The following is a 19,445-nucleotide window of genomic DNA, read 5'->3' as shown; positions in this document are numbered from 1 at the left end:
CATTTTAGATCTCTGGTTATCTATACATTTCAAGCAGTTGCTGAAATTTTAAGTCTATGACGATGTAGGTTGCCGCATACATAAGCGCAAACGTCATCGCACTAAGACTTAAGATCAGCTTGGGTGAAATTACCCTTTTTAACGGCTTCTTTAGATATTTAGCTTTAAGGTTGATTAAAGAAACTTTTTCTTGTTCTGCTAGGCGGTCATCTCGCACTAATCGATAAATGGTGCTGCCAATTTCCGCTAACTTTTCGTTGCCACGCTCTTCACGGCCGTACTTGCCTTGGAAACCAAGTTGAAGCAATAAATAGAGAAACTCTATAACGTGACGGTATTTGCGAGGGTCGGCTTTTAAGCGGTCGAGAATAACGAAAAACTTGTCACCACCAGATGTTTCGTTGTGGAATTCAGACAGTAAGCTGTTCTGGCTCCAGTGACTATTTGCCCCCCACTCTTGTCGACAAACAGATTCATCAATCGCCGCACACAAGCAGTAACGAATAACAAGAACCGAAGCACGATCGAGCTCCATTTCATTAAGTTTTCGTTCACCTTTTCGAATCTCACGTGCCACTTGTTCACGAAATGGCATCGGGTCATCAAGCCAAGGGATCGAAGACATACAAGACAGACTGGCGATCAACCATGAGAACTGGTCCACTAGCGGGTTAATACCCATGTTGTCGATAGATAGATCTTGTACTGCGATGTTTCTCGACAAGTCAGGCGCTGGCATTACCTCCATTGGTTTGCCAGGCTCTGGTTGGAATAAGACTACGGTGACGTCGGTTTCTGCGTAACTCATAGACGAACGGCCCAAAGTTGCAATGATAAGTTAGCGAAATCGCCCGCAACGTGAATCGCAATCGCAGCAGTGTTCTTCAATGCCATCCACTCTTCGCCCGTTTTATCGAGCTCGAAATAGGTGTAGCCAGCGTGATACGGCAGCGCGCGTGGCACAACTGGCATTGGTTTAATCTCAATCCCAGGCAGTTGAAGGTTAATCAAGTCACGTATGTTATCGATAGAACCGATCTTCGTTTGGCTGACAAACTGGGTATGCAGAACATCCAAGGTCACGTCGGCTTTAACTGCGAGGATAAAGGTTGTCGTATCAATGATCTTATTGTCAGGGATTGCTGCCGTTCTGATGCCATAGTTCTGATCTTTTAAGGTCAGTGGAATTGCTCTTTGCTCAGACATCACGCTCAATGTCATTTTCGCACTGTCTAGGACGCGAGAAAGACAGCTAGTAAGATCACCATGATTGTACTTCGTAAACTCAATAGGTCGGCGTGCCGTTGAGCACAGCGTCGAAAGCTCACCCTCTGCCTGAAGAAGAATTCGATACAAAGACTCAGGATGCACAGCTTCTGTGCTGGCGAAATGCCAAAACAAGGGTTCGTATCGGTTGAGCGCTTGCAATAGCATAAAGTCAGAAACCGATGATACACCTTGTTGATCCACCACCCCTAATCGCTGGACTATCGATTCCGCGCGATGCTTCAACATAGAAGCAAACTCGGTCGCAAATTTACTCAGTACTGTCGACGCATGAATATCGATACAGGTAGGAATGAAACTATCATCTAAGATCACGCTGCCATCAGGCTTCACTTCTGAGATCTTTAAGATCGGAATAGACGTGTAAGCACTCTTATCTTCATGATCGTACATTAAGCAAAAGTTAAGCTTACCGACGACGATATTTGCCATGTCTTCCGAATCATAACAAGCGTCAACCGCTTCTTGAGATTCCATCGTATAGCGCGCACCGTCTTTTTTGGTACCAAACAACTCAGAACGTTCCGATGGTAACGGACAGCACAAATAAACGACTTTATCGGCAATCGAAGGATCTACATCTTTCACTTCAGGCAGCTCAGCAAGCAACGGAAGCTCAAATGGTGTCCGGTCTTGTAAAATACCTTCAGCACGAGTAATACCGATTTTACCCAGTGCTAGTAACTGAGAGTTGATTTCTAAACGTTTAATTCCCCAATGCAAAGGCGATGCATTGGCACTCAGTAGGCTCGATAGTTTACTTTGCGAACGATCGAGTTGTTGAAAATGCTGCGGCTTCATGAACATTCCATCTTGCCAAACAACTGGATTGTATAAAGACATGTTTCTATCCCTTAAAAGTAAACCTGTTCAATGCCGCGAGTGTTATCAGAAATTAACTCACTGCCCTCTAACTTGAGCTTGATGTAGTACTCGCTCTTCTCTTCAATAACTTCCACTTTTCGCCATGACGAACCATCAATATCACGAAAAGCCACTGAAAAACCGACGGCACGAGTGTCAGGGTCTAGCGTTAGCATTTCATGAACTTTTCCACCTGGCTGTATTTGATATTCGTAACGTTTGATGTACTCATCACCCAACGACGCTTTATCGCTCTCAAACAAGGCAAAGAAATCTAAGCTTCGGAACAATACTGGCGAACTTAATTCGTGAAGACGGAGAATAACTGGAGATGACTGGCCCCCATTTCTCACATTGAGTACAGGTGATGCCTCAATAACCAATTCAATCGACGAAGTTTCTGGTGTGATACCAGTGGACTCTTTAAATTGATCCCACATGGAACAACCGGACAACATGGCAAATCCGAGTAATACGGCGATACTACGCATGGTTTCCCTTAATCACTTTGTTATAGTTTTTCTTAATCAGCCCTTTTAAGGATGTTTCATTAAGCAGGCGACGATTATTAGTGTAGAAATCTAGGTATTCGGCCCACAGCTTTGACTTAGTTGAGAACAAAGACTGGCTAGCGACCCTGTTAGCAAATGCTACGGGATCGTTCGTTTCTGACTGTTCTAAAATGAGCTCATTCAGTGCTTTGTTAAACATAACTTGGTGGTCGTTCAGCTCATCGAGCATTTGTTCAACCAGTTCATTTGGAGCCAGTAATTGCTGACTATTCAAAGTAAGCATTAGCTCTGCAATGTTCGAGTTAGCCTCACTCGCACTCTGCTCATCTTTTAACGATTCCACTTCGTGCAACTCTTTCTGTAGGTTATCAATACATAAACGCAAGCAAGTGCCCATTTGCTTGAATAACTGCGCCTCGTTTGTCATCAACTCTGGGCTTCGAATACCCAAACCATCAAAAAACGCTTGCGCTATATCTTGAGAGCAAACGGCCGCATCAGTATCGACTTGTGCTTTCGTCGTACTGTTTATCGCGTGCTCTGCCGTAGGTATTTGAAGTTGCTGATTAGTGTTAGGAGAAGGCGTAAAAGATTGGGTCATCTCTTCCCATTTTGACCCTGTGTTAGCCTGTTCTACGACCATCTCAGTAACATTATGCGTACGATGTTGTCTTTGAATCGTGCTATCTGGGGCTACCGTGCCAGGTTGCATCACCTCAGCTGAGGCAATATCGGCTCTATGTGCCTTACCGCTTTCTGGCGCTAATGCATCATTGACCGATGCGTTACTCTTGGTTTCCGCAGCCATCCAGTCTTCAGGGATTAGGCTTGGCTGATCGAATTCGGAATATATACTGAAACTGTCATCGACCACCTGACGTGTGCTTTCCACGGTTCTAGGTTGTTCAGATTCTGTACGCTCATTATCACGAATTAAATAATCGTCATCTCGCTGCATCGAAAAGTTAAGGTGAGCAACAGGATCATGACAATCAATGTCATCCTGTTTAGTCTCCATAAACAAATCTTCTAAGGCACCGACTTTTTCTTCCTCTTCGACAACCGCATCTCCTAGACTAACCAGAGGATCGCTAGATACTCGCTCAGGAGCAATATCAGCGGCGATGTCTAGTGTTGAGGTAACGTGCTCAAGAGAAACACCAATCTCATATTGCCCTAAAGAAATGATGTCGCCATCAACTATCGCAACGGGTTGATTTTTTAGTATTTTATTCCCATTTACCATTGTGCCGTTAGTTGATACGTCACTTATATAGTAGGTATCTCCATACACGCTGAGCAAACAATGAGTGCCCGATATAAAGCGGTTGTGATCGGCTAAAGACACGCTACAGCTTGGGGAACGACCTATCGAACCACCACTTTCAGGCATTTCAATATGCTTTGCACCGGTGTATTCCTCTGGACACTTTGAGATAAATAAAACTAGCTGATTTGAGTACATTTACGAACCTCAAAAGAGCAAAGAAACTGATAGTTCAAGCCCACCAATTCCATCATTTACAACCGGAAGGATATAAGAGGCCTGCGGGATAATTTGTATATGGGCGTCAGGATTACTGCCTAACTTTATAGCAGTACCAAGGGTCACAACCGCACCTAACTCAAACTGGTCGATGTCTTCAACACTCTCATAACGATAGCCCTCTTGGTCTACTTGCCAGCGATTAGAATATTGCGAGTAACCGACAGACAAGCCCGCACCAACGTATGGCGTGAAAACACTCCAAGAAGTCAACGCATATTGAGGAACAACACGAAGTTCATAGTTCGTCGCTTCTTGATATAAGCCGTTTGCTGGCGCTTCAATATCTTCTGCTAGATAGTTTAGCCCTAACCACCAACGCCAACGGTTATTGTTTTCATCAATAGGACGAGTATGAACCAAGCCGAACCTAAGCGTATCCTGCTCACCACTTTTACCTTCATCGTATTTAATGCTATCGATAGTCAACATACTGGTAGAGAGTCCATATCGCTCCCCTTTTGCCATTGCAACAGAAGAAAATAGACACATGGCTGAAATCAGCCCAATTTGACTTGGTTTTAGCATTTCGTCCCTCTAGGAAAACCGATATTCTACTTAGAGGCGAAAGATATCAATTATATTCTCTTTTTCAATAAGCCTAAAAAAACACCTATAATTTAATACATTTCAACTATCAGGTTGGTTGTTTTACCTACAAACAAAAACTAAAGAACCGACTACAGATTAAGTGACGAGACAGTAAATCTTTCTATTTAAATAGAAGTAACAGAATTTGATTGATAATTGAACAAAACGTAATCTCCGATAACAATTTAGTTACTTTTTAATCAACGTTCTTATCTTCATATATAAGTTTCTTCTTATAAATAGACTTAACTATTGATATTAATATTATGAACAAAGATCACACTAAAAGTAATTTAATTTCTTTTAATGAATTTTTATTATCTAATCCGCTTATTTTGTCTATAGAATTGCGGCAGATGTGCACTGCTTATAATTTAATATAACAGTAGTGAAATCCTATATAACTTAATACTTCTATATGATCAGTTGGAACTTTCCTTATGTTTTTTACCGACTTCGCTCGAAGACCAATCGATGAAAATAACCCAAGCGGCTCTAATCCTAATGGTTCTGAGGATTTTGACGAAATTAAACGTCAAATAAACAACCTGAATAAAGTCACAGGGAGAGTCTCGTGGAAAACGGTTCAAACACTCTCAAAAAAGATCTTGAGTACCCAAGCGAAAGACCTACGTTGTTGCTGTTACTTTACCGTTGCGTCAACCTATAACGACGGCTTAAGAGGCCTTGTTGAAGGGTTAAACTCAATACTTGATGTGTGTGTCGTATATTGGTTCAACGCGTATCCAGAGCATTCAAAGTCAAAGGCACGAATGAGCGCTATTGAATGGATGGTAGAGCATACTGAAAAACGAATTAATAAGCATCGGGCGTTACCAGAAGAGCTTCCATTGATAGAGGCAGCACATCAATTATGCTTGAGGATTGAGGAAGAGCTTCGTCTTCATTACGGTATTGAAGCGCCGTCATTAGGTCGCATTCGCCGTATTTTGAATCAATGGATTGAGCAGATAAAAGAACAACAAATTGCGGCTGAGTTACGCGAGAAAAAACAAGCCAACACTAGCGCTCCTGCAGCAACGCAGAAGGCACCTGAAATTAAAGTGAATGTGTCTCCCTCTCCCTCACCGGTGTCATCACCCAACCTAAATAGCCAAGAGAAAGCATCACCGGCAAAGTCTGGTCGATTTATGATCTACTTCGTTATTGGTTTGATTGTTACTGCGATATGTTCACATTTCATGTACGAGCAACAACGTTATCGAACATTGGAGCAAAAAATTAATCAAGCTTCACTTAATGAACTTGTAAATTTGGTCGCCTCGTTAGATTACGAAAATAAAAAATATGCTCAGTCATTGAAAACGCAGGCCATTAATCGTGTCGATATTATGATGAATAACTGGTTTTTAGACTCGGCAAAAGTAAGTAACGTCAGCGAGCTCGATAGCTTGACCAATGAATTAATCGCAATCTATCCGGATTCGTCTTCTGCACAGCAGCTACGTCAAAACTTTTTGACACAGAGCGCCCATTTAGAAGACCAGTTTATGGATGTTTATAAGCGATTCTCAGACGCAAGAACGGTGTTTGCCAACGTAGCTAGACAGAATGTAGATAAGAACTCTGAAAAGGCGTACGAATACAGTAACTCGTTATTCCCGCTTTTAGGTCGTATTGAATACGCTGAAAAGTATTCACAGCAAAAGGAAATTGACCGCGCAACCCTTTTACTGAACATCTACCTATATAAATTGAGTCAGCTACAAGCTGAAAAAACTGACAATAAATAACAATACAATTAAAGAAGTTTTAGGCTTATGTTCAAACAAAAACTGTTTAGAAATCCAGTGGTGATTTCTACTATATTGATGTTTTTAGTGGTTGCAATTATCACCACTATTTATCTGCTTTTTCTTGACGAAATCGATCAACTTTATCTTTGGCTGACCCTTGGTGCTATCGCCATTGTTTACGTCACTTTTCAATTCACATTATGGTTGAAGAAAAAGAACAACGCTAAAGCTCAACATTTGGAAACCGAGGAAGAAGCACTTTCTATGGTTATCCAGCCTCTTCTTGCTAACTCAGGCAAGAAACCAATTTACCTGATGCTTGGTAATAAAGGGTCAGGGCGACGTCAATTTTTATTTAATTCTAGTGCAATTAAACCGATGGATCGCACTAGAACCGCTAAGAATGACTTTTTTGAATGGTACGAATCTGACAGCGCTGTGTACATCAAACCAGACCAACGCTTAGTGTTCCAGGAAGTATCAAGCAGTGATGCTTCTTTATGGAATACGTTCATTGAAGAAGTTATTCATCATCGACCTCGAAAGCCATTTTCTGGGTGTCTATTCTTCACCGATTTCGAGTTCATGATCGTCTCTGAGCCAGAGCAAAAAGAGTACACCATTTCGTCGTTATTGGCGCGCTTGAGTACCATCAACTCTAAAACGTCTTCAGCATTGCCAATCTATTTGATTATGTCAAAGCTAGACAAGTTAGACGGCTTTAAAGAATACATGCACTTTAGCTCTCTCAAGACACGTGTTGAGTTCCTCTCTATCCCACTAAAAGAAGCCAAAGGTGTATTTGCAGAGTACTACCGCGATAGCTATCGAAATCTAGTGAGAGTGCTTGAAAGTAATGCGCTAGATGCATCCGCTAATTCAACGGACATTGATGAGAAACAAGCAATACTCGCTTTCCCTAAGCAGTTTGAGCTATGTCAGTCTGAAGTCAGCTATGTGCTTGAGCGTCTATGTGATGTTAACAACGGTGTCTATTCACTAGACATCCGTGAGATTTTCTTTAGTTCGAGTCTGCAAGGCGGTCGCAAGTACAATTTACTTGCAAAAAGTTGTAGTAATTACTTCAACTTACCTATTATCGCGTCAGAGCATACTCAGTTAACAGAAACGCCTTATTTCTCTCGCTTTCTGATTGATTCACAAATATTGCCGGAAAGCGACTTTGCGGGCGAAAACAAGACGTATCTTCGTCTAATTCAGAGACAAAGCCGTTTGGCAATACTCGGCTCTATTATCCTGCTTACTGGGGGCAGTTACTTCTTTTTCACGACATTAGACAGTAACTTACATGTGATGAATCAACTCTTGAGTATCGATGACAAATCACAAGTGGAGCAAGATGCAAGATTCGATGAGCTTTTAGCGAAGGCGACGAAAGCAATAGAGCCTTCTTATGGGGCGTGGCTTAAAGGTTCTAAGGCTTTGGATGAAGAGATATTACCACTCAACATTAGCCGTTTGGATCAAAGCACTCGCATCGCTTACGAAGCATTACTTAAGGACGTTGCTCAACAGTTGATACCTCTCATTGAGAAAGGTTACCGTCTACAACTGACACAAAATCAAAACACTTTTACACGCGCTTTACCTCTATTGAAGGGGTATCTAATGCTAAACGATCCAACAAAGCGTGATATCCGTTTTTTGCGTCATCAAACTCTCCAAATGATGAACGACTTGAGCAACCAAAATGACGTCGTCAATCAGGCGATGCGCTATTTGGACGCTTACTTTCGCACACAGTTTGATCCAATTGATATCAATATGGATCTTGTTCGCGCAACACGTCGCTCATTGCTAGCAAATTCGAATGTTGATCTCGTTTATGCAGGCATTTTAAACGAAGCAAATTCGATTGATTTAGGAACCCTAGATCTGCAACGAGCTGTGGGTTTTGAGTTTAGTAATGTGTTCAACACACCAATCGATAGCGAACGCTTGATCGTAGATAAGATCTATACCTCCACTGGTTTTAGCACTTTTTATCGACCACGCGTGGACCTAATGTCACAACAAGTCATCAGTGACAACTGGGTTTTAGGTCTGTCACAACACGTTATTCCTACTAGTGAAGAACAAGAAGCCTTCAAAGAGGAAGTACGTAAAAAATATACTGACGACTACATCAGTAATTGGCGCAATGCGCTGAGTGAACTAAAAGTCCAGAACTATGACAATGTCGGCGATCTAACGAACGCGATAGACTTAATCTCGGGCCCTTCTTCACCAATGACAACCGTACTGAAGCAGGTCTATGCCAACACACAATTTTCACCCGTTGGTGAAAAAAATGCTCTGATTTCAAAGCTAGACCCGAAACTCGTGGCAGCGGCAGACTCCGCATCAGACGCAGTAGAGGAAGTAGTTAAGCCTGATTACTTGTTGATGAAACGTGTTGAACAAGCTTTTCACTTATTAAACCAACTTCAGGTCAGTGAAACACCAAACTCCCCTACTCCTTGGGATGAGACCGTAACAGCGCTAAGCCGTGTTCGCACGTATATGAAAGACATTGCTGATGCACCTGACCCGCAAATGGCGGCGCTAGCGGCAGCTCAGCATCGAATGAACAGCAGTGAAGCTGACCCATTAATAAAACTTAAACAGATTGCCCAAAAATCACCGGAACCCGTTCGTAGCTGGTTGTTAGATGTGGTTCAACAAAGCTGGTCAGTCATGATTAAAGAGTCCGCTAAAGGCATTCAAACCCAATGGTACAGCGAGATTTACACCAAGTTTAAAGAGATAGGGCTAGGACGATACCCATTTGATCTAACAGCGACCGAGGAAATCTCAATTGAAGATTTTGAATTACTGTTTGCTTCAGGTGGCTTGTTAGACACATTTATTCAGAAAAATTTTGCACCGTTCTACGATACCAATTTGTGGACGCCAAAACAGGTGGATGGCGAGACGATGCCAATCTCTCCGGCTCTGTTAGTGCAACTGCGTAACTATAACGTTATTCGAGACACATTAATTAATAAAAGCACTAACCGCGTTCATATTCCGTTTAGTGCAAGAGTACTCGATCTTGATTCTAGTGCGATTAGAGCGAGCTTAAAAATTGCAGATACCAATATAAGTTACTACCACGGTCCAAGCCGCATTCGTGAAATGGCATGGCCACCGCAAAATGGTGACTTCAATATTAGTATCACACTCCAGGATGTAACCGATGAAGGCAGACAGCACGTTTTAAATAAGAGTGGTCAATGGGCGATATACAGATTGCTAGGTGACTCGACCTTGACAAACACTCATAACGGCAGCTTTGTCAGTGACATAAAAGTGTCAGGGAGGGACTTGAGCTTACGCATCACTCCGTTGACACAGAAAAACCCATTCACTCTTGCTGAGCTGTATAACTTTACGCTCCCTGAGTCGATTTAATAACAATATAAAAACAAAATAGGCAGAACACATGATTTCAAACATGACTTTACAAGGTTTAGATAAATTAGATCGAAAAATACTTTCAAGTCTATTGTCGAATGGGCGAGAGTCGATTGCAAATCTATCCCGAAACATTGGTTTGTCTCGAACAGCAGTAGCAGAAAGAATTAATCGTTTAGAAAAGACCGGTATTATCAAAGGCTATACCGCACAGATTCGTGTAGAAAATGAAGGGCGAAAAGCCGCTAGTTATCTACTGATCTCTTGTGAAAAGGGTAAGAAGAATGATGTAACGAATGCACTTAAAGAAATCCCTGAGGTTCGCTTAACGAGCGTTGTTGGTGGCAACTTTGATATTATTGCCCTAATTGAAGCGCCCGACCTGCAGTCTATTCATCATCTTTGTAATGAAATTGAATCATTTAACGGCATTCAAAGGCTTGATACTACCGTTGTACTGCATCAGCCGATCAGTCGTTAAGCTTTTCTGACCTCTTTGAGGAAAACATAAAGGGCCGCTCGTTGAGCGGCTTTCTTATATGCTTCCGATAAGTCGAATTTTGGCGTCTTTATCACCTGGGTTACCAAGCCAGAACGTTTGACCTAGTTGGTTCCCTTCTCCATTACCCAGTTTGTTTTCTGGAATACTGTCGAGGTTAACTGTCAACTTTAGGTCCCACGACATTGGGTCACGCAGAATAAAGCGCATCAAGCCCACCAGCGTCTTATGTAACTCACCATCGTAGGAAAACTGCTTAAACGTTTCAAAATCAATGTTGTCGATACACAAGTTAAACTTGCCGTTCAAATCCGCAATGCTTTGTCCCAAGTGTAAGCTTTGCCCCAATACACAATTGGAACGATTGAGTTTGTTACGCTGGCTTTCAGCGATTTCTACGCGTCTATAAACCCATTCTTCGATTCGCACATTCGGCAGTGAAAAGTAGTGCGAAACAATACCGGAAATAAGCTTAGGTGAACGTGTACGCGTAGATAACTGGTTCACGTAAGACAGAACTTTCGCTCGATCTAACTCCGCGACTTCACAATCTTGCATAACGCTAGAGAGACCAGCCAAATGCAGTATGCGCCCAGAAAACGCATCGCTTGCCCCGCTTTTGTACTGCACGTGATATCGGTATTTCTTCCAAACACGATACAGTAAGCTTGTATAGCGGTTGTGGAAAAAGTCGAAGAAATCCTTCACTGGGTTATCATCGGGATCACGACCGACGAGTTTCTCAGTGTAAGACGCTGGCAGGGGCGAGCTTGAACCATGCAAGCCAAGAAAGTTCGTCTCAATACGTGAATATTGCTTTCCGTTTCTTTCCATATGAGTAATAAAATCCATATCACTCTTTGGAAAGCACAGGTTTGGCGACACGCTGAACTCAATTCGCTCTTGATGGAAGTATTTGTTCTCGCCCACGGCAACAAAATTTGAGTTTGGCTCCAACTGGTAGTGTTTCTCTAACAGCAACACCGCTTGGTAGAAACTAAACTCATTCGACTTATCAGAAAGTGTGTTAATCATAGTATCGTCTGCTGCCCGATTAGGCTTGCCCAGTTGTAAACCTCGCCCGTCGCTTCATCGAACACCTCTAGTTCGGTAAAGGAGTTCACACTCGAATACAAACGGATAAATTCATTCAATACCGTGGCCATAAGGAACATATCGCCTTCATTTACGAAGAACTTAGAGTCCGTCACGAGCTTGAATTGGTTACCACGCACAGATACACCACGAAATACGCGATCGATTGGTTTCATCTCTGAAGAAATAATGCCATCAAGTCGATGAATCGACGCGCGGTGGGCTTGTCTATCGACTCGAGAGTGGAAGTCGTAAGTCGAGAGCAACACTTTCAACACATCGATATTGGCCAAAGACAAGTAGTTGAGCGACATGTTGGCAATCAACTGCCATTGAAGTTCACCATTAACCTGAGGACTTACTGACTGTGTTGGCTTAGTAATGTTTTTAAACGTCGCATACGTTGGCGATTTGTGCGTCGCGTAAGTGATGTCTCCTACTGACAGGCGCTCCGCTAAGTCTGCGTTACTGCATTGCAGTTTCATCAATACTGTTTCAGTCCCTAAATCCGCGATGTCGCCATTGTGAGTATGGAATGAGATATAGCGCTCTAACCCTCTTCCGCTTACTCGCTCGCCCACTTTGGATTTGTAGAATTCTCGCTTATCACGCTGGTTGATTTGGTGCTCAAACGATTCAAATTCAATCAGTGGTTTTCGGCGACGCTCGTCTTTACTCCAGCTCTCCACTTGCTCAATGGAATAAACCTCGTAATGCTCCTGAGTGTTACTTTGTGGACGCACCTTGTACTCGTTTCGTCGATGCTCTAAGCGGATTGGATCGCCGTCTTTTTCAAACAAGTTAACCGCAGGTGTGCAGTGCAACCTTAAGTGTTTATCTTTAAGTACCACTTCTGAAGGCAAAGCACGCTTAAAGTGGAATTTGATTTTGACCGTGCTGCGTTGCGGAATGCCTTTTAGCCACTCTAAGCCCTTGATGTCGAAGAACATGAACTTATCTGGCAAAGAGAAGAATTCTTGCAGCAAACGGTAGCCTGCAAAGGAATTTTTGCTGTAAGGCAACAGCGCCTCGTCCTCTTCATGCCCGGCTGGCTTAACGTATTCTGGCCCTAAACGATGTTTGTAGCCGCCACCAACATCCAGCTCGACGTAATCTAGATAACGGAACATCCATAAGAAGACGGTGCGAGTAATATGAATCTCACCATGCAGATGCAATCGCAGCGTGTCTAAGCCGATCCGAGACAGTTCCAGGCCATGCTCCGTCGATAACGTCACATCAATCATCGAACTGGTGCGGCTGTTAGTTTGTTCAATGTTAGTAATCGTAATTGGGTATAGATTGACGTCATAACAAGTACGGAACAAACACTGCGTGCCTTCTACCTGCTCGCTGGCCATTTCCGCACCACGTTTCACCACGGTTTTCTCAGTAACACTTCCGGTATGCGGTTTTAGTTCGCTAATGCACAAAGACGGGATCGAACGCATGTAATGTGGCCACAGCAAAGTCATCAGAGATTGCGTTAGCTCAGGAAGTTCATCGTCAATCTTTTCGCGGATGCGTCCGGTCAAAAAAGCAAAACCTTCCAGCAGTCGTTCGACATCTGGATCAAAAGTTCCTTCAGAGAGAAAGTGAGTTAACTTCGGATGATATTTGGCAAACTCACTACCCGACTCGCGTAAATACGTGAGTTCATCTTGAAAGTATTTACTGTTACTCAAGTGGCACCTACTAAACGTTAAATTGGCCGTCGGTTCCCATGTAGACATCGATCGACATTGGGACTTTACCGCCGTTATGGGAAACTTCGCCGCGAATACCAAAGCCGAGTTGTAATGGATTATGGTGGTCTTCACGGTAATGAACCTCGACATTAAACAGTCGGGGCTCAAAGCGTTCTATGGTTGACGTGATGTTTTTTTGAATATGGCGAACGAGGTTTGTGTTGTTAGAAAGTACGTCGTTAAAATCTGGCAGACCATACTCATTGTCGATCATTGCGTTGCCGGAGTGCGTATTCAACAAGTCAGCGAGATGCGAGTGAATGGATTCAATCAAATGCTTATGAGACACCACTTTCTCGTAGCAGTTTTTTGGTTCTCCTAGCTCGATCCGCTCTAAAAGACGGTAACCTTTTTCCATATGCGGTCCTACGAAAAAAGCAGCCAGTCTTCACTGGCTGCTTGATGGTTTCAGTAATGGGTTATTGGTCTAGCTTACCAACTAGAGACAAGTCGAAGCTTGCGCCCATGTACTTGAAGTGAGGACGTACAGACATCGATACTTTGTACCAGCCTGGATCGCCTTCTACGTCTGATACTTCAACCTTCGCAGCACGAAGCGGACGGCGACCACGAACTTCCGCTGGCGGGTTCTCTTGGTCAGAAACGTATTGACGAATCCACTTGTTCAGTTCGATTTCTAGGTCAGAACGCTCTTTCCAAGAACCAATTTGCTCACGCTGTAGCACTTTTATGTAGTGCGCTAAACGGTTGATAATGAACATGTAAGGAAGCTGAGTACCTAGCTTGTAGTTCATCTCGGCTTGTTTGCCTTCCGGCGTGTTCGCAAACACTTTTGGTTTTTGAACAGAGTTTGCAGAGAAGAACGCCGCATTGTCAGAACCTTTACGCATGGTTAGCGCAATGAAACCTTCTTCTGCTAGCTCATACTCACGACGGTCAGAAACCAGGATCTCGGTTGGGATCTTAGTCTCGATTTGACCCATAGCTTCAAAGTTGTAAACCGGTAGATCTTGTACAGTACCACCGCTTTGAGGACCAATAATATTCGGACACCAACGGTACTTAGCAAATGATTCACTGATCTTAGACGCCATCGCGTACGCTGAGTTGCCCCATAGGTAGTTATCATGGCTGTCTGTTACTTGCTCATCGTAGTCAAACGCCTTGATTGGGTTATCTTCAACAGAGTAAGGTGTACGTAGCATAAAGCGAGACGTACATAGACCTAGGTAGCGCGCATCTTCGTGCTCACGCAGACCACGCCATTTCGCGTACTGTGGACCTTCGAATACAGACTTCAGATCTTTTAGGTTTGGCAGCTCTTCGTAGCTGTCTAGACCAAAGAATTTAGCCGATGCCGACGTGATGAATGGTGCGTGAGACATTGCACCTACGTTAGCCATGTATTCCATCAATTTGATGTCAGGCGACGAAGCTGACATAGCGTAATCACAAATGACGGCGCCAACAGGTTTACCACCGAACTGGCCGTATTCACGTGTGTAGATTTGCTTGTACAGGCCAGACTTCACCACCTCTGGAGCGTCTTCGAAGTCATCAAGAACTTCGTCTTTCTTCGCAGAGATCAGTTCAATTTGAATGTTCTCGCGGAAGTCAGTGTGATCAACCAGGTACTTAAGGCCACGCCACGTTGATTCAATCGCTTGAACTTCTTCGTTGTGAAGAATTGCATCAACTTGCTTAGACAATTTTTGGTCGATTTCAGAGATCATCAGATCAACCAGAGATTGGTCGACTTTCTCTGTGTTCGAACTGCTTAGTAGCTCACTGATGAATGCTTCTACGCCGCGTTTTGCAACGTCAAAACCTTCATCACTTGGCTTTAAACGTGTTTCGTTAAGAATGCTATCCAGAAGTGAGCCTGATTCAACTAAGGCTGCTTCTTGTTCTGGCGCTTGTGCTTCTGCAGACATGATATCCCTTACTCTTCTTTCGCGTCTTGGTCGTTGCCAATGCTTAGTTCATCCAACAGTTTCTTTCTCGCTTCTTCATCTTGAAGAACCGATGCGATCTTCTTACGGAACGCAGGCACGTTTCCTAGAGGACCTTTAAGTGCAACCAAGGCTTCGCGAAGCTCAAGTAGGCTGTTTAGTTCAGGTACACTTTTCGCGATCGCTTCAGGAGAGAAGTCCTTCATGTTTTGGAAGGTCAGATCAACACCAATCTGGCCGCCTTCTTCATCAGAAAGACGGTTTTCAACGTTGACTTTAACGTTTGGAGACATGCCCTCTAGCACTTCGTTAAAGTTGTCTTTGTCGATGTTAATTGGAGTACGTTCTTCAATTGGTGTCTCATCTGCACGCGCAGTAAAGTCGCCAACTACCATCATGCTTAGCGGCAGCTCTACGTCTTCTTGCGTATCGCCAGTTGCTGGAACATAACGGATATTAATTCGCTCTTTAGGAGCCACCGAGCCGTCACGTGACATAATTCGTTCCTTATCTAACTCTTTAATTAGTCGTAAATTGCTTTCCACTCTTCATACTTCTCAGGTAGAAGATCCTTGCTTCCAAATAACCGATGGAGTGTTTTTCGAATTAGGTCTTCTAACTGTGACGATAAGTGGGGTTCCCAGCTCGCGAGATTAAACGCTTTTTGTACTTCCCACCCCTTCTCAAGATACGGCAAACACAACGGGTATAATCCAACAGACTGGTAAGCTGCTATCAATTGTAAATACAGCATGAACTGCCCACGTCCCGAGCTATCCAGCTCAAGTTTACGGGCAAGCTCTGCGGCACATTCCCCTAGATTTTCTAGAGTGATATCCTCCATTGGCAGCGAGTCTTCCTGCGAAATCACAACCGTTTGAACAACGGGTTGAGAAGTCGAAGAAGTAGTATCTTGAGTCGATAACCAGCTCAAGGTCGCTTCATCTGCAAATGGTATAGAATTCTTAAATGAGAGGTGCTCGATGCCCTCTAGCGATTCAACAAAACGCGTCACTTCTTGTTTCACAGCAAACGCTGCATCATCAAAGCCCAAGTTATTAAGCATCGAATACACGAAGTAATGGCCCGTCAGCCAAAACGGCGCATCCGTTAATGTGCGCTCCAAACGCTTAATGGTGTCGATGTCGCTTTCTTGGTCAGCTTTATCTCGGTATTCCGCTTGTTGATCGGACGACACTGCCAAGCTCAAAGGCGTTTGATTATTTTGGTGGTCGGGTAGACCATCAATGTCATCCCAAGTCAGATGACGATAAATCCGGTAAGCCAGCGGATCACTTGGGTTCGCATGAAGCATGACTTCCGCAACCTTCTTCAAGGTGCGCTTAGAAGCCGTCGGCGAAGAGAAGTCCGTATCGACATCCACTTCTTTTGCCACCGCTTTCTTAACTGGCGCAGGTTTAGGGGCCGGCGGAACCGCCTTCACCGGTGCGGTTTGCACTTCACTCTGCGCTGGCGTTTCTGCGGCAGCAGGCTGCGTAGCTGGTGCAGGCGCCGCTTGTTCGACGTTAACGACTGCTTCATCGCTCTGCTCATCAGCCGCCGCTTGTTGAGATAAAACATTGAGTTGAGTGCGAATCTCAAAGAAATCCGCTTCTGAGTCTTGATAAACCTCGTCGTACTGACGCTGCACTTCTTCAATAGTCGAAATGCAGTTTGATACCAAATCCCATGACTGAGCGCTTTCCGCTAACTTGCTGCTGACCAGTTTAAACTGATGGTTCAACCATTCGACCGCGCCATCTCGACCCCGCTTTCGCGAAGGATACAGTTCAACGCCAAAGCGATTTAACGCCTCACTAAGCAGCTTCAACCCTTGTTCAAAGCCTTGCAGACCAAACTCTTCTGTTAGCGCGCGAACGAGGTAACAAATGGCTTTTAAGTCTTTACTGTGGTGCTCTAGAACTTCAGTCGCGTGCGTTTTTACCACGCTCCAATCTACTGTTTCGCCAAACAAGGAACCGAATTTCTTCACTTCGGACTCCATCATTTCATAGCAAAACTCGTAACGGGCATCGTTTCCCACTGGAGATTCATCAGAAATAGGATTAAGCAGACGATCGATATCAATGTTGGACAAAATTCACGTCTCCTTCAGTCAAGTAATCTCTCAACGCACGCGCTACCGCAATTGCGCCATTTGCTGGCTTAGATAATCGATGGCTCTGCTCAATCGCATCCGACGCCATGCTATCTAGAATTTTCGTGATTTCTGTAAATTTACTTGGTGCATTCCGTTCTAAATCGGCAAGGGATTCATGTAGCTTTTGTTTGTCGTAAACGGATTGCTCCATCACGGTGCTAAACAAAATAAATTCGCTTCTTGCGACGATTAAATCCTTTATTTTTTTGTCTAGTTCTGGCGTATTACCGAAGTAGGCTTTGGCTAATTCGGCTTCTTCAATTGCTTTGGTGTAAAAGTGCGCCTCTGCATGTTTATCGATGGAGTCATTAATATTTTCCATCACAGCCTTTGGTAAGATTTGGTTGTAAAAATAGGCTTGTGACTGGTTTAACAACCATGCCTCTTTCATTTCATTTTCTGCGAGCTTAGCTTCACCATCTAAAATTAAGCGAGCAATCTGCTTATCTCGACTGCCAGCTATGGCAGATACTTTCATGGAATCGATAGACGCGACATTTAACCCAGACATCACTTTAGTCAACGCCTCATCCGCATATGGAAACAGAGCACCGTCACGAACAAGGGTTTCTCGCAAGGTGACAAGCTCCTTACGTAATTCGACTAATGCCATTGGTAAGCCATCCGCTAACGATTGATACGACGTTAACTGAGCCTGTTTTTCTTCATATAAATTCGAGAGGCTTAACTGCTGAGCTTGATATGCTGTTCGATAAGCTTCTGTCATATCAATACTCTGAGTAGCTTGAGACAATTCTTCTTTGATTTTCCATGGAGGCTGAGCCAAAAAAGAAGCCGTTTCAGAGGGCGTAATAACGTGAGTTACAGTAGTGACACCTCGGGAAAAAATGGCATCCAATTGATCTTTATTCTGTTGATACAAATAACTTCCTGCTGTTGCCAGCACACTCAACACTAAGCTCGCCTCTAATATTTTAAAGCGACCATACGCCGTTTTATCATTTGGCTTACAGTGTGTAAGCAGCAAGTCCGCGTTACGCAAGCTACTGAAAATTGGTGCGTTAGAATTTGAGCTAATTGATTGCGTATCGATTCGCGCTAACTGTTGAGCAAAAGAAATAGCGGTATAGCCATGCCCTCTTGGTTTGTTGATGACTTCTTTCAGCAATTTCCAAATATGAGCCGGGATCAAAGCCGGACGCTTTCGGTCTTTTAACTGCTTATTCCAAGCATCACCAAATATTGAGCCTAAAAATAGATGTCCAGCGAGCAAAGCGAGAGAGTAAACATCATCTTGCGGTTCCGCGATGCCAGTTTCTATATAAAGAGGGGAAGCGTAGCTCAAGCTTGCTTCTGCGTAAGGTTCTGTCTCTCCAATGTAACGAGCAGCGCCGAAATCAATGAGCTTAACGTAATCGCCTTCACTCACTAATACGTTAGATGGTTTAATATCAAGATGGCAGATACCTCTTGTATGCATAAACTCTAGAGCGCCAGCGAGTTGATACACCAACCAAGCGATGTGGTCGTGGCGGAAGCCTTTAGAAGAATGACGCTCCATTTTTTCTGCCAGTGATTCACCTTGGATCCACTCGTACATCAAATATGGGCGTTCGAATTCGTTGCCGATTTTTACAAAGTTAGCCACGCTAGGGTGTTGAGAAAGCTCCAGCCTGCTCGCTTCGTTAATCAACATTTTGCTCGCAAATTCTGGCGAGTCATCATTGATAACTTTGCAACAGATTTGCTTCTCTGGCTGCCCTTTTTTTGCAAGATGGTAAACCGTTGTCTTACCATTTCTAGAAGGAAGCTTGTCTAATACATCAAACTGTGAAAAAAGCACGTACTCAAGCTTCGGCTTATTTTTTTCTGCTAGCCTTTGCTCATTCAGTTTCTTTTTCTCAATAGCTTTAACAACCAACTGATCGATATATCCTTTGGCTGTACTCTGATTATTAGACACTTAGTACTCTTTCATAGAATAAATATTATTAGAGTTGAATAATATTTTCTTGAACGTACTTGTATCAAGGTTGGTATTTAAAACAAACAGTAAGCCTATTATTTTAGTTATTATTACTAACTTATTAGACC

Annotated in this window: 15 protein-coding genes; 3 read left to right on the top strand and 12 right to left on the bottom strand. The window is 43.5% G+C overall.

Features of this window, described 5'->3' with window-relative positions; all coding sequences use genetic code 11:
• Positions 1-16: 16 nt before the first annotated feature.
• From icmH to IQP38_RS20040, 5 genes are read right to left on the bottom strand one after another with little or no spacing between them, the layout of a single operon-like run.
• Positions 17-808 (bottom strand): type IVB secretion system protein IcmH/DotU, encoded by a 792-nt coding sequence (icmH, locus tag IQP38_RS20060; RefSeq protein ID WP_005373354.1) that lies wholly within the window; start codon positions 806-808, stop codon positions 17-19.
• On the bottom strand, positions 805-2,130 hold the full coding sequence (tssK, locus tag IQP38_RS20055; protein WP_193837945.1) for a type VI secretion system baseplate subunit TssK: 1,326 nt from the start codon (positions 2,128-2,130) through the stop codon (positions 805-807). Before tssK ends, icmH begins: the two co-directional genes overlap by 4 nt.
• Before the next feature lie 11 nt (positions 2,131-2,141).
• Positions 2,142-2,642, bottom strand: coding sequence for a type VI secretion system lipoprotein TssJ (tssJ, locus tag IQP38_RS20050; RefSeq protein ID WP_005386118.1), 501 nt, complete (start codon positions 2,640-2,642; stop codon positions 2,142-2,144).
• Positions 2,635-4,128 (bottom strand): type VI secretion system-associated FHA domain protein, encoded by a 1,494-nt coding sequence (locus IQP38_RS20045; RefSeq protein WP_193837944.1) that lies wholly within the window; start codon positions 4,126-4,128, stop codon positions 2,635-2,637. Before IQP38_RS20045 ends, tssJ begins: the two co-directional genes overlap by 8 nt.
• A gap of 9 nt (positions 4,129-4,137) precedes the next feature.
• Positions 4,138-4,737 (bottom strand): hypothetical protein, encoded by a 600-nt coding sequence (locus IQP38_RS20040; RefSeq protein ID WP_017633753.1) that lies wholly within the window; start codon positions 4,735-4,737, stop codon positions 4,138-4,140.
• A 503-nt stretch (positions 4,738-5,240) separates the two neighbouring features.
• On the opposite strand from IQP38_RS20040, the gene IQP38_RS20035 reads away from it, so the two are divergent.
• The 3 genes from IQP38_RS20035 to IQP38_RS20025 are packed head-to-tail and all read left to right on the top strand — an operon-like array spanning position 5,241 to position 10,455.
• Positions 5,241-6,554: a type VI secretion system ImpA family N-terminal domain-containing protein gene (locus tag IQP38_RS20035; RefSeq protein ID WP_017633754.1), complete on the top strand. Its 1,314-nt coding sequence runs from the start codon at positions 5,241-5,243 to the stop codon at positions 6,552-6,554.
• A 27-nt stretch (positions 6,555-6,581) separates the two neighbouring features.
• On the top strand, positions 6,582-9,971 hold the full coding sequence (tssM, locus tag IQP38_RS20030) for a type VI secretion system membrane subunit TssM (protein WP_104976197.1): 3,390 nt from the start codon (positions 6,582-6,584) through the stop codon (positions 9,969-9,971).
• Positions 9,972-10,002: 31 nt separating this feature from the next.
• Positions 10,003-10,455, top strand: coding sequence for an Lrp/AsnC family transcriptional regulator (locus IQP38_RS20025; RefSeq protein ID WP_005373369.1), 453 nt, complete (start codon positions 10,003-10,005; stop codon positions 10,453-10,455).
• A 54-nt stretch (positions 10,456-10,509) separates the two neighbouring features.
• On the opposite strand, the gene tssG is transcribed toward IQP38_RS20025, so the two are convergent.
• From tssG to IQP38_RS19990, 7 genes are all read right to left on the bottom strand, one after another.
• Positions 10,510-11,508: a type VI secretion system baseplate subunit TssG gene (tssG, locus tag IQP38_RS20020; RefSeq protein ID WP_042523537.1), complete on the bottom strand. Its 999-nt coding sequence runs from the start codon at positions 11,506-11,508 to the stop codon at positions 10,510-10,512.
• Entirely contained in the window at positions 11,505-13,253 is a 1,749-nt protein-coding gene (gene tssF / locus IQP38_RS20015) for a type VI secretion system baseplate subunit TssF (protein WP_064376649.1), read from the bottom strand. The genes tssG and tssF overlap by 4 nt, the downstream gene beginning before the upstream one ends.
• Positions 13,254-13,263: 10 nt before the next feature.
• On the bottom strand, positions 13,264-13,674 hold the full coding sequence (gene tssE, locus IQP38_RS20010; protein WP_033906409.1) for a type VI secretion system baseplate subunit TssE: 411 nt from the start codon (positions 13,672-13,674) through the stop codon (positions 13,264-13,266).
• Between the two features lie 61 nt (positions 13,675-13,735).
• A complete protein-coding gene (gene tssC, locus IQP38_RS20005) occupies positions 13,736-15,211 on the bottom strand; it encodes a type VI secretion system contractile sheath large subunit (RefSeq protein ID WP_005373378.1) in 1,476 nt (491 codons plus the stop codon).
• Between the two features lie 8 nt (positions 15,212-15,219).
• Positions 15,220-15,726 (bottom strand): type VI secretion system contractile sheath small subunit, encoded by a 507-nt coding sequence (tssB, locus tag IQP38_RS20000; RefSeq protein ID WP_005373381.1) that lies wholly within the window; start codon positions 15,724-15,726, stop codon positions 15,220-15,222.
• A gap of 26 nt (positions 15,727-15,752) precedes the next feature.
• Positions 15,753-17,327, bottom strand: coding sequence for a type VI secretion system protein TssA (gene tssA / locus IQP38_RS19995; RefSeq protein ID WP_017633757.1), 1,575 nt, complete (start codon positions 17,325-17,327; stop codon positions 15,753-15,755).
• On the bottom strand, positions 17,314-19,314 hold the full coding sequence (locus tag IQP38_RS19990; protein WP_193837943.1) for a serine/threonine protein kinase: 2,001 nt from the start codon (positions 19,312-19,314) through the stop codon (positions 17,314-17,316). Before IQP38_RS19990 ends, tssA begins: the two co-directional genes overlap by 14 nt.
• Positions 19,315-19,445: the final 131 nt, after the last annotated feature.

It is taken from the genome of Vibrio sp. OPT41 (assembly GCF_015163595.1).
GTDB lineage: Bacteria > Pseudomonadota > Gammaproteobacteria > Enterobacterales > Vibrionaceae > Vibrio > Vibrio alginolyticus.
Note: the sequence above shows the minus strand (reverse complement) of the source record. Positions and strands in the feature narration are given on the sequence as shown.